The sequence below is a fragment of the Pantoea cypripedii genome (genome assembly GCF_002095535.1).
GTDB lineage: Bacteria > Pseudomonadota > Gammaproteobacteria > Enterobacterales > Enterobacteriaceae > Pantoea > Pantoea cypripedii.
This window is the reverse complement of sequence record NZ_MLJI01000001.1, coordinates 946,522-960,179: the sequence shown is the minus strand read 5'-3', so window position 1 is coordinate 960,179 and position 13,658 is coordinate 946,522. Positions and strand designations below refer to the sequence as shown.

Sequence of the window (13,658 nt, the reverse complement as noted above, 5' to 3'; positions counted from 1 at the left end):
CCCTTAACTGGTTAACAGACCTTGTAACGATCGCTACTTAGTCTTTTAACTGCTTTGCCAGCCAGTCGCAAATCTGATTTAGCGCTTTGTCGAAACTGCTGAAAACCGGTGCCGCCGGAATCAACAATGCTTTACCCTGCGCCGAGGAGTTAACAATCATGCGCGCGTCCTCTTCGGGGCTAAACAGATCGTTGTTCCAGTACGCCGCCAGCATCGGTATCGGCGTGCGGCGGCCCAGCAGGCCCTGCACTTTCAGGGAGTAACGATTGAGTTCCGTGCGCAGATTGCTGTCCGGGGTGGACAACATGCCCAGGCGGCTTGCCAGCATATCCATATACATATCCGGCAGTTGGTCCTGACGCTGTTCATCGACAAACACGCCGTGCACCATCGCTCCCAGCGTCGCCACGGCACGCAGGCGCGGCACTTCCAGATAGGCGAGTCGCGTCGCCACATTGGCCCCGAAACGATAACCAAACAACCCCACGCGGGTGTGATCAATCCATGGCACGTTACTCAGCTCACGCAGTACCTGTTGATGCAGCTGGCTGGTGTCCTGGTTCAGCGTCCATTTACTGCTCAGGCCGACCGATGGCATATCCAGCGTCAGCATCGCGATGCCGCGCGGTGCGAGGTAATCGTGGAACAGGCGATAATGGTCAATCTGCAACGAATCCAGGCCACCGCATAACATCACCGTCGGATACGGAGCCTGCGCCTGCGCTGGCATATGCAGGAAGCCCGTAACCGGACTGCCGCCACTGATAGGAAAGGTCAGGGTTTTCAGTTCGCCAGCCAGCCGCTGCGTCGCTTCTTCATAGGCATGATTGGCGAGCACCTGAGCCTGATCGGCCAGTTCGTCGCCTTTAATATAAGGATAAGCCGCAAGGCTGTAGAGGTTTGCTGCATGCAGCCAGTGCTGGCCAGCCTGGTCAGGGTTTTCGCACTGCATCGCTTCCTGCTGCCACATCCCTGCCTGCTTCGTCCACTCGAAGTTCCAGTTACCACCACGGTAACCAATCACCGTGTCCAACAGGGAATCGCTGGTGTGTTCAAGATTGCAGATGGCGATACGGGCCAGCACTTCGCTGATTTCCTGCGGAGACAGGCCACGCCACGTCCACAGCAGCTTATTCAGCATGCGATACCAGCAATGCTGAGTGTCACCCTCCAGCGCGTTATGAACCTGGATGGGCTGATGGTGCTCACGTCGCACCAGAGAGGAGGTTTCAGGGTGTTTGAAACGCGGTTTAAACAGCTCTTCGCTGAGATTTTTGCTGGGCATCGTAAACTCTCTTCTGCGGCAGTCACGGCGAGGATCAGTTTACTGCACACTGCGGTGCGGTGCGATATCCAGAAAGCACAACGCCCGACGAAAGCGGGCGTTGTTTGCGTTGCATCAATCAGCTTTTGACGATGGGGGGAATGTAGACCACGCCCATGTCCCACGGCTGTTCAATCCAGGTGTTCTGCGGAATATCGACAATGTAGTCGTCCACCAGGGCACGGCCAGCAGGCTTAGCAAAAATGGTGACAAAACGTGCTTTGGGATACATATCACGGATCGCCTGCGCGGTGCCGCCGGTATCCACCAGGTCGTCAATGACCACAAATCCTTCACCATCGCCTTCGGCACGCTTCAGCACGGTCATTTCACGCTGATGATCGTGATCGTAGCTGGAGATGCATACGGTATCGACATAGCGAATACCCAGTTCACGCGCCAGCAGCGATGCCGGAACCAGACCACCACGGCTGACCGCGATGATACCTTTCCACTGTTCCACAGGAAGCAGGCGCTGGGCCAGTTTACGGGCATGAATCTGCAGCATGTCCCAGGTGACGACGTATTTTTCGCTCATAAAAGGAGTCCCGGCCAATTGAAGTTGGCTTAAAAATGTGCAAGGGGGAAAAGGTTGCGCGAGATTATAAGGATCTGTCGCGTTAAAAACCAGCATCTGACGCATCGGTTGCGGCTTTTTAGCGCGGCTGATTACGCACCCCGTCAGAAACAGTGGTATTCTCAGCCCCATCACGTCAGATGAGCTGACGGCGATCTTTCACTGGAACCCCGCGTGCGAGCGGCTCGTCCGCCACGCTGACACAGGAGACGCGTTGTGTCTGAATTGTCGCAACTTTCACCCCAGCCACTGTGGGATATTTTCGCCAAAATCTGCTCCATTCCACACCCGTCTTACCATGAAGAAGCCCTGGCCGAATACATTGTCGGCTGGGCCAAAGAGCAGGGACTTTGGGTGGAACGCGATCAGGTCGGAAATATCCTGATTCGTAAACCCGCTACCAAAGGCATGGAAAAACGCACTCCGGTCGCGCTGCAGGCTCACCTCGACATGGTGCCGCAGAAGAACAATGATACGGTGCATGACTTCACCAAAGACCCGATTCAGCCGTATGTGGATGGCGAATGGGTGAAAGCACGCGGTACCACACTGGGTGCCGATAACGGCATTGGTATGGCCTCAGCGCTGGCGGTGCTGGCCGACAACAGCCTGACACACGGCCCGATTGAAGTGCTGCTGACCATGACGGAAGAATCCGGTATGGATGGTGCCTTTGGTTTACAGCCGAACTGGCTACAGGCCGATATCCTGATCAACACCGACTCAGAAGAAGAAGGTGAGATCTATATGGGTTGCGCCGGTGGTATCGATTTTATCACCACCCTGCCCCTGACGCGTGAAGCGGTGCCTGCCGGTTATGAATCCCTGCGTCTGACGCTGAAAGGGCTGAAAGGCGGCCATTCGGGTGCGGATATCCACCTGGGTCTGGGCAACGCCAACAAGCTGCTGGCACGCTTCCTGGCGGCACATGCGCGCGATCTGGATGTGCGTCTGATCGAATTCACTGGCGGTACGCTGCGTAACGCTATCCCGCGTGAAGCTTTTGCCACCCTGGCTATCGACAGCCACAAAGTGGATGCTCTGAAATCTGCTGCGGCACATTTCCAGGCCACGCTGCAAAACGAGCTGGGTATTAAAGAGAAAAACATCACGCTGCTGAGCGAACCGCTGGCGCATCAGGGCCAGGCGCTGACCGCTGACTGCCGCGATCGTTTCCTTAACCTGCTCAACACCACCCCGAACGGCGTGATCCGCAATTCAGACGTGGCCAAAGGCGTGGTAGAAACTTCGCTCAACGTCGGCGTGGTGACCATGGATCAGGACAATGCCGAGATCATCTGCCTGATTCGTTCACTGATCGATACCGGTAAAGATTACGTGGTGGAAGTGCTGACGTCGCTGGGTGAGCTGGCCGGTGCCAAAACTGCGCCGAAAGGCGGCTACCCTGGCTGGCAGCCGGATGCTGATTCGCCGATCATGGCGCTGACGCGTAAGACTTACGAAGCGCTGTTTGGCAAAACGCCGAACATTCAGGTGATTCATGCGGGTCTGGAATGTGGTCTGTTCAAGAAACCTTATCCTGACATGGATATGGTCTCCATCGGCCCAACCATCACCGGCCCGCACTCACCGGATGAGCAAGTACATGTCGCCAGCGTTGGCCTTTACTGGCAGTTGCTGACCTCACTGCTCAACGTGGTGCCAGAAAAAGTGTAATTATTTGGTTAAGTAACTCACCAGGCTTCGGCCTGGTTTTTTTATGCCTGTTAACAAACCAGCATAATATGCTGACAAATCCTAACCTCACCCCCCTCTTCCACTACTCTGTCAGCCCCCTGCCAGTTTTAGACGCCGTTACGCCCAGATGTCTGGATGGCTAATAAGATTTTGTGCTAGCTTATGCGCTTTCGTTCGTTGCCGAGCCTGGATGTTCAGGAAAAAATGCGCCCAATTCTCTCTTTAAAAGGCCCCGTCCATGAGTGCGATTAACCGCCTGGAGATGCGTAATATCTCCATCGCTTTTGGCGGTTTTGCCGCGCTGACCGAGGTGGACTTTGTCACCCACGGCGGCTCGGTGCATGCACTGACCGGTGCCAACGGTGCAGGGAAATCGACGCTGATGGCGGTGCTCTCTGGCGCTCACAGCCATTATCACGGCGAGATCCTGCTCGATGATCAGCCCGTCACCATTCGCTCACCGCGCGATGCCAAAAAACTGGGTATTCACCTGGTCCAGCAGGAAGTGGACGTGGCCCTGGTGCCGCAGCTCAGCGTGGCGGAAAACATCCTGCTCGATCAGCTGGCCGAACCGGGCCACGGTTATCGCTGGGGCGAAATCCGCCGTCAGGCGCGCGCCCTGCTGGACCAGCTGGAAGTGAATATTGATGTCAAACGCCTGGTGGAGCGCTGCTCACTGGCGGAAAAGCAGCAGATTTTGCTGGCCCGCGCCCTTTCCCATCATTGCCGTTTCCTGATTCTGGATGAACCGACCGCGCCGCTCGACCAGCATGAAAGCGAGCGTCTGTTTAGCGTGGTACGTCGTTTACAGGGCAATGGCATCGGCGTGGTGTTTATTTCCCACCGCATTCACGAGCTGAAAGCAATTTGCGACCAGCTGACGGTGCTGCGGGATGGACGCCTGATCGAAACCGCCCCGATGGCGGCACTGAGCGGCGAACAGATCGTGGAAAAGATGCTCGGCCACCAGCTGACCGATGTTTATCCGCCGCGCCGTGAACGCCAGCAACAGCCGCTACTGCTGGCGGTGGAAGGCCTGCATGATGACCAGTTGCTCCAGGATATTTCGCTGCGCCTGCATAAAGGCGAAATCCTCGGTATCGCCGGATTAGCCGGAGCCGGGAAAACCGAGCTGTGCAAAGCGCTGTTTGGCGCCAGCAAAAGCCGCGTCAGTCACGGCGAATTGCATGGCAAACCGTGGCGTCCGCGTTCACCGCACGACTCGGTGGAAAACCGCATGGCGCTGGTACCGGAAGAACGTCGTAAAGAAGGCATCTTTATCGATGAATCGGTGACAATGAACCTCAGCGTCAGCGCCGATAGCAGTTTTTCGCGCTGGAGCCTGTTCGGCCATCGTCAGGCGTGGCGCTGGGCGGAAGAGGTGATTAACCGTCTCAACGTGCGCACCACCGGACCGGCGCAAACGCTGCGCCGCCTGTCGGGCGGGAACCAGCAGAAAGTGGCGATTGGCAAATGGCTGCGTAATAACGCCGATGTGCTGATTTTTGATGAACCGACCAAAGGGGTCGATATCAAGGCCAAAACCGATCTGTTCAGCCTGATCGACGGTTTAGCGCGGGAAGGCAAAGGCATCATCTATGCTTCGGGTGAGTTTTCCGAGCTGGTGGGCCTGTGCGACCGCATTTGTGTGCTCTGGGACGGGCGCATTGTGGCAGAAATGGAAGGACGTGAGGCCACAGAAGAGACGCTTTTGCTTTATTCCACCGGAGGAACCCCTGCGTGAGCAGCAAAGATATAATCCTGAACCCGCAGCCTTCTCTGCGCCATCAGCTGTTTGATTTTCTCTATAAATGGGGCATGTTGCTGACGGTGGTGATCCTGATCGCCGCATTTGGCCTCGCCTCAGACAGCTTCCTTGAGCCTACCAACATCATCAACATTCTGCGTTCCATCGCGATTGTCACGGTGATTGCGATTGGCGTGTCGATTTCGCTGACCATTGGCGGCTTTGACTTGTCTGTCGGCTCTACCGCCTCGCTGGCGAATGCGCTGGTGATTTCGCTATTCGTCTGGTACGGCTTCAATTCCACCGAAGCCATCGTCATCACCCTGCTGCTGTGTACCCTGGTCGGGTTGTTTAACAGCTTCCTGATTGTGATTCTGCGCATCCCTGACATGCTGGCGACCCTCGCGACGCTGTTTGTGGTTCAGGGCGTGGCGATGACCTACAGTTTTGGCGGCTCCATTACCGAAAATATGGTGATGCCAAACGGGGATATGGCGGAAGGCGCTATTCCGGCTGGCTTCAACCTGCTCGGCCAGGTGCCGACCATCGTCATTATCATGCTGGTCGTGACCGTGGTGGCACAGCTGGCACTGTCGCTCACCAAACATGGCCGTCGGATGTATGCCCTCGGCGGCAATCCGGAAGCCGCTCGTCTCTCCGGCATCCGTACTAACCGTTATCGCGTGCTGGCTTATGTCATCTCGTCACTGCTGGCCGGAGTGGGCGGCATTCTGCTGGCGTCGCGTATTGGCTCCTCTCAGGTGAATGCCGGTGGTGGTTACCTGATGGATGCAGTGGCGGCGGCCTGGATCGGCTTCTCGCTGGCCGGTTCCGGCAAACCGAATGCGCTCGGAACCCTGGTCGGCGCAATCATCCTTGGCGTGCTGCAAAACGGACTGGTGATGCTTTCCGTGCCCTACTACGCCATGGACATTATTAAAGGCCTGGTGCTGGCTCTGGCCCTGGCGATTACCTATATTCAGCGCCGCTAAGGCGCTTCCCTGAAGAAAGAGAACAAAATGAAAAAAATCACCCTTTCACTGCTGGCCGTAGGCCTGCTGAATGTCAGCGCCGCCTTTGCCGATACCGTCGTACCGGTGCCTGCCGCCATCGCGAATCACCAGGGACCGGTGCGTATCGCCATTATCCGTAACCTCGGTTCTGACGATAACACCACCCAGTTTGTTGCCGGTGCCATCCAGCAGGGACGTAAGCTGGGCTTCAAAGTTAGCACCTTCCTGAGCAACGGCGATGACGCACGTTTCCAGGACTTCGTCAGCCAGGCGATCAGCCAGAAATATGACGGCATCATTCTGTCGCACGGCAAAGAACCCTACTCCACCGCGCTGGTAAAACGCATTGCCGATGCCGGTATCAAGGTGTCGGTGTTTGATACCCCGGTTGATACGCCGGTGAACGGCGTGACGGTCACCGCGCAGAATGACGCCTCACTGGCGCAGGAATCGCTGGGCCAGTTGATAAAAGACTTTAACGGCAAGGCGAACATCGTCAAATTGTGGGTCGCTGGCTTCCCGGCGATGGATCGTCGTCAGGTAGTGTATGAAAAACTGATGAAGGAAAATCCGGGCATCCATCAACTGGAATCGATCGGTGCGGTCTCTTCTGACGTGCAGGGCGATACCGCTAACAAGATTGGTGCGATTCTGGCGAAGTACCCGAAAGGCAAAATTGATGCGATCTGGGGCTCCTGGGATGCCTTCAGCCAGGGTGCCTACAAAGCATTGCAGGAGAATGGCCGTACCGAGATCAAGCTGTACAGCATTGATGTCTCCAACCAGGATCTGCAGCTGATGCACGAGAAGAACAGCCCGTGGGTGCAGACTGTGGCAGTCGATCCGAAAACCATTGGCGCCGTGAATATGCGTCTGGTGGCGAATAAGATTGCCGGTGAAAGCACCCCGGCCAGCTACGAGTTTAAGGCTTCCTCGATTACTCAGCAGCAGCTGAGCAGCGAGCAGGGTGCGGTAAATGTGGCATCGCTGAGCAAAATCATCCCAGGCTGGGGTGAGAACCACGATTTCGTCGCACCGTGGTTTGCCACCCTGGAAGCGAAGTACGGCAACAAATAACAAGTGGGGTGGGTAAATCCACCCCAGATCCGTAGCGGCGCGATTTATCGCGCGGGTTTGCCAGCAGGTGCCCGCCCCAAAAAACCGCGCGATAAATCGCGCCGCTACGACAATCCCAATAATAACTGCCTCTCCAGCTGTGGATTCACCAGCGTCACATGCAGCCCCACCAGCCTGACACCACGCCCGGCGCGGCGTTCGTCCCAGGTTTTGCGCGCCACCGCAATCATGTCCTCTTTATTCAGCACCGGCCAGATATGCTCCTGGGTCGTCTGCTGGAAATCATTGAACTTCAGCTTCACCCCCTGACGGGCGATCAACTTGTCCGGACGAATCTGCGTCAGACGACGATCCAGCTCCTCGTAGAGATAATCAATGATTTCAAGGCATTGTTCCCAGCTGTGAATATCTTCCATCAGGGTACGCTCAACGCCGAGTGATTTACGTTCCCGCTCCACCACTACGCCGCGATCGTCAATGCCGTGGCTGCGTTCCCATAACACCCGGCCAAATTTGCCGAAGCGTTTGAGTAGCTGTGCCAGATCGGCCTGCTGCACATCGCCGCAGGTACGTAGCCCCATCTCTTCCAGCTTTTTCGCCGACACCTTACCGACGCCGGGAATTTTACTCAGCGACAGCGTCAACAGAAAATCAGGCATCGCCTGCGGCGTGATCACGAACTGGCCATTCGGCTTGTTCAGGTCGGAGGCAATTTTGGCGAGAAACTTGATTGGCGCGATCCCCGCCGAGGCACTGAGCTGGGTTTCACGCAGAATATCAGCGCGAATCGCCTGCGCCATCAGCGTGGCTGATCCCTGGCAATGCGGGCTATCGGTGACATCAAGGTAAGCTTCATCCAGCGACAGGGGTTCAATCAGCGAGGTGTAGCGCGCGAAGATAGCGCGGATCTGGCGGGAGGCTTCTTTATAGGCTTCGAAACGCCCAGGCAACAGGCGGAGGTGTGGACAGAGTTTCAGCGCCATGGCGGTGGGCATCGCGCTGCGCACGCCATATTCACGCGCCGGATAGTTGGCCGTGCTGATCACGCCTCGTTGTACCCGGCTGCCGCCGATGGCGATCGGGATATCACGCAAAGAAGGATCGTCGCGCATTTCAACCGCCGCAAAAAAGCAGTCCATATCGACATGAATGATCTTACGCATACCCCCTCCGAATACTGGATAAGTATACAGCATTGCAAAATATCAGCAATATTTGTCGGGTCACGCATTAAAGTTTACAAATTTATGGCCGTAATCCCTGTGGTAAATGGCTATTTTCTCAGACACTGGCTTGATTAAACGCCAGACAATGTTAATGTTGCGCTGCGGTAGCGGATATTTCCGATAATGCAATAAGAGACGTTATGCGTCACAGTTCCTCTTCACTTCAAGGTACACACAGAATGGGCAGAATCGCATTCTTGCTTGCGATGATTTTTATGCCGGTCCTTAGCTGGGCAATCAATCCCGAGCCAGTTAACCCCGAGGCTCCGGTAAGCAAAGAACTAAAAAAACAATTACTTGGCACCCCGGTTTATATTCAGATTTTCAAGGAAGAGCGTACGCTGGAACTGTACGGCAAGATCGGTAATGAATATCGTCTGCTGGATAGCTACCGCATTTGTAATTTCTCTGGCGGTTTGGGTCCCAAACGCCGCGAAGGGGATTTTAAAAGCCCGGAAGGTTTTTATAGCGTCAAACTGAATCAGTTAAAGCCGGATAGCCATTATTATCGCGCGATTAATACCGGTTTTCCGAACCAATTTGACCGCGACAATGGTTACAGCGGCAAATATCTGATGATCCACGGCGATTGTAAATCCATTGGCTGCTATGCCATGACCAACGCCTATATGGATGAGATCTACACCTACGTTAACGCTGCACTGCGTAACGGGCAGGAAGAAGTGTCGTTAGGCATCTTCCCGTTCCGTATGACCGACAGCAACATGCAGCGTCACCGCTACTCCACTTACGCCAGCTTCTGGCGTCAGCTACAGCCGGGTTATGCGTACTTTGCAAAGTACCACCAGCCACCGACGGTGAACGTCACCGGCAGCGGGCAGTACGCGGTAAACAGCAGTCCGGCGGTAATGACCGCGCCAGACGCTGCTTCAAAATCATTCCTGGCGCTCTCCCAGGCAAAATAATACCCACTCGCCTGGCACTATCCGGTGCCAGGTTTCATTCCCCGTCAGCGGTTGCGTAGCAATCACCGTCACCACATCCTGCGGCGTCGTCTGCTGCTGAAAATCAATCTCCACATCCTGATCGAGCAGCTTGGCTTTGCCAAACGGCGCGCGACGGGTGATCCAGAACAAATTGGTGGAACAGAACGCCATCAGATAACGTCCATCCGACAGCAGCATGTTAAACACCCCTTTCTGCCGTAACTCCGCCGCCAGCTCCGCGATATAGCGAAACACCGCTGGCCAGTTGCCCGGCGTGCGCGGATAACGCTGGGTCAGTTTATGCAGGATCCAGCAGAAGGCTTTTTCGCTGTCGGTTTCCCCCACCGGGCGGAAATGGCCGGTCTCCAGCTGACGATAACCTTTCAGTTGACCATTATGGGCGTAGGTCCAGTTACGGCCCCACAGCTCACGGGTAAACGGATGGGTATTTTCCAGTGACACTTCACCGCGGTTGGCCTGGCGAATATGCGCCACCACCGAATGTGATTTGATCGGATATTCCTGCACCAGACGGGCAATCGGCGAGTTATAGCTCGGTAAAGGATCTTTGAAGGTGCGGCAGCCTTTATCTTCATAAAAAGTGATGCCCCAGCCATCTTTGTGCGGTCCGGTTCCGCCGCCACGCTGCACCAGCCCGGTAAAACTAAAACAGATATCCGTGGGGACATTGGCGCTCATCCCGAGCAATTCGCACATAGCTACCGCCTTAGTAAAATCCTCCCACCGGCGTGGGAGGAGAAGCCACGACTTACTTCACCATCTCTTTTTCAATCAGCAGCATCAGGATATGGATGACTTTGATATGAATTTCCTGAATGCGGTCAGCATAACCAAAATGCGGCACACGGATTTCAATATCCGCGCTACCGGCCATTTTGCCGCCGTCTTTGCCGGTCAGGGTGATGACCTTCATCCCCTGCGCGCGTGCCGCTTCCACCGCCTTGATGATGTTGGCGGAATTGCCGGAAGTAGACAGACCGAGCAGCACATCACCCGGACGCCCTACCGCTTCGATATAACGCGAGAACACGTAATCGTAACCAAAGTCGTTGCTGACGCAGGAAAGATGGCTGACGTCAGAGATGGCAATCGCCGGGTAGCCAGGACGGTTTTCACGATAGCGCCCGGTCAGCTCCTCGGCGAAGTGCATGGCATCGCAATGCGAGCCGCCGTTGCCGCAGGAGAGCACTTTGCCACCCGCTTTGAAGCTATCCGCCAGCAACACCGCCGCGCGCTGAATCGCATGGATGTTGGCTTCATTGCTGAGGAAATTGTTCAGCGTATCGGCGGCTTCATTAAGTTCTGACCGGATAATGTCCTGATACATAGGGATGTCCTTTAGAGGAAAGATTGACCCCTGCAAGTTTAACGGAATGACGTTGAGGCGCAAAGCACAGGCGCAGGAGAAAGCCCGGTGCCGGGCGGTAAAAAGCGTGAAGTCGTGTGTCAGATCAACTCACCCCGACGATTTTGTGAGTTGGGTTGTAATTGTGTTGTAAACAGATTGATAAATTTTCGGCGCTGCTCTAAACCTCTATATATAACAGGTCAGACCTCTTACAACTTACGGAGCGGTTCATTATGCTGGTTGCCTCAATCGTTGCGACGCTGATATTGATTAGCGCCCTCTTCTACCATCAACTTTCCCTGCGCTTCAGCAGCGCTATCCTGCTGCTGTGGACCGCAGCCCTCGCCTTTAGCGGGTTGTGGACGCCCTGGCTGTTGCTGCCGCTCGCCATTATCCTGCTGCCCTTTAACCTGCCCGCGATGCGTCGCAGCATGTTTTCGAAGCCAATACTGCACAGCTTTCAGAAAGTGATGCCGCCGATGTCGCGCACCGAAAAAGAAGCCATCGACGCCGGTACTACCTGGTGGGAAGGCGACCTGTTCCGCGGTAAGCCGGACTGGCAGAAGCTGCACAACTACCCGCAGCCACGTCTGACAGAAGAGGAACAAACCTTTCTCGATGGCCCGGTAGAAGAAGCCTGCCGTATGGCGAACGATTTTCAGATCACCCACGAAATGGCCGATCTGCCGCCGGAATTGTGGGCGTATCTGAAAGAACATCGTTTCTTCGCCATGATCATCAAAAAAGAGTATGGCGGCCTCGAATTCTCTGCCTATGCTCAGGCGCGCGTGCTGCAAAAACTGGCCGGCGTATCCGGTATCCTCGCCATCACCGTTGGTGTGCCTAACTCCCTCGGCCCGGGTGAATTGCTGCAACACTACGGCACCGATGCGCAGAAAGATCATTACCTGCCACGCCTGGCGCGCGGCGACGAAATCCCCTGCTTCGCGCTGACCAGCCCGGAAGCCGGTTCTGACGCCGGAGCCATCCCGGATACCGGCGTGGTGTGTATGGGGGAATGGCAGGGCAAAGAAGTGCTCGGCATGCGCCTGACATGGAACAAGCGTTATATCACCCTGGCACCGATTGCTACCGTGCTCGGCCTGGCCTTTAAACTCTCCGACCCGGATCACCTGCTGGGCAATACCGAAGAACTGGGCATTACCTGCGCGCTGATCCCCACCCATACGCCAGGCGTGGAAATTGGTCACCGCCACTTCCCGCTGAACGTGCCGTTCCAGAATGGCCCGACGCGTGGCAAAGATATCTTCGTCCCGATTGATTACATTATCGGCGGCCCGGCGATGGCCGGTCAGGGCTGGCGTATGCTGGTGGAATGCCTCTCGGTCGGGCGTGGCATTACCCTGCCGTCCAACTCCACTGGCAGCCTGAAAAGTATCGCGCTGGCGACCGGTGCCTATGCGCACATTCGCCGCCAGTTCAAAGTGTCTATCGGCAAAATGGAAGGGATTGAAGAACCGCTGGCACGCATTGCCGGAAATGCCTACGTGATGGATGCGGCAGCAACGCTGATCACCAGCGGCATTATGCTGGGCGAAAAACCGGCGGTGCTGTCGGCGATTGTTAAATATCACTGCACCCATCGCGGCCAGCAGTCGATCATTGATGCGATGGATATCGCCGGGGGCAAAGGCATCATGCTCGGCGAGAATAACTTCCTCGCCCGTGCCTACCAGGGTGCACCGATTGCCATTACCGTCGAAGGTGCCAATATTCTGACGCGCAGTATGATTATCTTCGGTCAGGGAGCGATTCGCTGCCATCCGTGGGTACTGGAAGAGATGAATGCCGCAGCGAAAAACGATCTGGCCGCCTTTGACCGCGCGCTGTTCAGCCATATCGGCCATGTGGGCAGCAATAAAGTTCGCAGCCTGTGGCTGGGCCTGACCGGTGGTCGCACCAGCGCGACGCCCACCCGCGACGCCACCCGCCGTTATTATCAGCAAATGAACCGCCTGAGCGCTAACCTGGCGCTGCTGGCTGATGTGGCCATGGCGGTGCTGGGCGGCAGCCTGAAACGTCGTGAGCGCATCTCTGCGCGTCTGGGGGATGTCCTGAGCCAGCTTTACCTGGCATCAGCAACCTTAAAACGTTATGAGGACGAAGGCCGTAACGAAGCCGATCTGCCGCTGGTGCACTGGGGTGTCCAGGATGCGCTGCATCAGGCTGAAGTGGCCATCGACGACCTGCTGCGCAACTTCCCGAATCGTTTTGTCGCCGGTGCGCTGCGTCTGGTGATCTTTGCTGGTGGACATCACTGCCCGGCACCGTCTGATAAGCTCGATCATAAGCTGGCGAAACTGCTGCAACTGCCCTCCGCGACGCGTACCCGTCTGGGTCGCGGCCAGTATCTGGCACCGAGCGCGCACAATCCGGCGGGCCAGCTGGAACAGGCGCTACAGGATGTGATGGCGGCGGAAGTGATTCACGATCGTCTGTGCCTGCAACTGAAGAAAAATCTTTCCTTCACCCGGCTGGATCAGCTGGCACAACGTGGTTTGAAAGAAGGCTGGATTGACGAAGCCGAAGCGAAGATCCTGACCCGCGCCGAGGCCAGCCGTCTGCGTGCCATCAACGTGGATGAGTTTGCGCCGGAAGCCCTTGCTGTGCCAAAGCCACAAACTAAAACACCCGCACGCGCCAGCGAAGCAGCATAAAC

11 protein-coding genes are annotated in these 13,658 nt (G+C 56.1%); 6 read left to right on the top strand and 5 right to left on the bottom strand.

Annotation, left to right across the window (positions count from 1 at the left end; translation table 11 throughout):
• Positions 1-37 precede the first annotated feature (37 nt).
• Entirely contained in the window at positions 38-1,285 is a 1,248-nt protein-coding gene (gene frsA / locus HA50_RS04280) for an esterase FrsA (RefSeq protein ID WP_084872980.1), read from the bottom strand.
• A 118-nt stretch (positions 1,286-1,403) separates the two neighbouring features.
• Positions 1,404-1,862, bottom strand: coding sequence for a xanthine phosphoribosyltransferase (gene gpt, locus HA50_RS04275; RefSeq protein ID WP_021186168.1), 459 nt, complete (start codon positions 1,860-1,862; stop codon positions 1,404-1,406).
• A 255-nt stretch (positions 1,863-2,117) separates the two neighbouring features.
• On the opposite strand from gpt, the gene pepD reads away from it, so the two are divergent.
• The 4 genes from pepD to HA50_RS04255 all read left to right on the top strand — a co-directional run bounded on the left by pepD (position 2,118) and on the right by HA50_RS04255 (position 7,436).
• Positions 2,118-3,578: a beta-Ala-His dipeptidase gene (pepD, locus tag HA50_RS04270; protein WP_084872978.1), complete on the top strand. Its 1,461-nt coding sequence runs from the start codon at positions 2,118-2,120 to the stop codon at positions 3,576-3,578.
• Between the two features lie 259 nt (positions 3,579-3,837).
• Positions 3,838-5,343: a sugar ABC transporter ATP-binding protein gene (locus tag HA50_RS04265; protein ID WP_084872976.1), complete on the top strand. Its 1,506-nt coding sequence runs from the start codon at positions 3,838-3,840 to the stop codon at positions 5,341-5,343.
• Positions 5,340-6,338, top strand: a complete 999-nt coding sequence (locus HA50_RS04260) for an ABC transporter permease (protein ID WP_084872974.1) — start codon at positions 5,340-5,342, stop codon at positions 6,336-6,338. Before HA50_RS04265 ends, HA50_RS04260 begins: the two co-directional genes overlap by 4 nt.
• 27 nt (positions 6,339-6,365) lie before the next feature.
• A complete protein-coding gene (locus HA50_RS04255) occupies positions 6,366-7,436 on the top strand; it encodes a sugar ABC transporter substrate-binding protein (protein WP_084872972.1) in 1,071 nt (356 codons plus the stop codon).
• 104 nt (positions 7,437-7,540) lie between these two features.
• Here the strand turns inward: HA50_RS04255 and dinB are convergent, their stop codons facing one another.
• Positions 7,541-8,599 carry a DNA polymerase IV gene (gene dinB, locus HA50_RS04250; protein ID WP_084872970.1) on the bottom strand — a complete coding sequence of 353 codons (1,059 nt, stop codon included), beginning with the start codon at positions 8,597-8,599 and terminating at the stop codon, positions 7,541-7,543.
• A gap of 242 nt (positions 8,600-8,841) precedes the next feature.
• Here dinB and dpaA point away from each other — a divergent pair, with 242 nt between their 5' ends.
• Positions 8,842-9,588: a peptidoglycan meso-diaminopimelic acid protein amidase gene (dpaA, locus tag HA50_RS04245; RefSeq protein WP_084872968.1), complete on the top strand. Its 747-nt coding sequence runs from the start codon at positions 8,842-8,844 to the stop codon at positions 9,586-9,588.
• On the opposite strand, the gene HA50_RS04240 is transcribed toward dpaA, so the two are convergent.
• Both HA50_RS04240 and lpcA read right to left on the bottom strand, forming a co-directional pair.
• A complete protein-coding gene (locus HA50_RS04240) occupies positions 9,559-10,326 on the bottom strand; it encodes a class II glutamine amidotransferase (RefSeq protein WP_084872965.1) in 768 nt (255 codons plus the stop codon). The two genes, dpaA and HA50_RS04240, sit on opposite strands and share 30 nt — an antisense overlap.
• Positions 10,327-10,378: 52 nt before the next feature.
• Positions 10,379-10,957 (bottom strand): D-sedoheptulose 7-phosphate isomerase, encoded by a 579-nt coding sequence (lpcA, locus tag HA50_RS04235; protein ID WP_084872963.1) that lies wholly within the window; start codon positions 10,955-10,957, stop codon positions 10,379-10,381.
• A gap of 254 nt (positions 10,958-11,211) precedes the next feature.
• Here lpcA and fadE point away from each other — a divergent pair, with 254 nt between their 5' ends.
• On the top strand, positions 11,212-13,656 hold the full coding sequence (fadE, locus tag HA50_RS04230; protein WP_084872961.1) for an acyl-CoA dehydrogenase FadE: 2,445 nt from the start codon (positions 11,212-11,214) through the stop codon (positions 13,654-13,656).
• Positions 13,657-13,658: the final 2 nt, after the last annotated feature.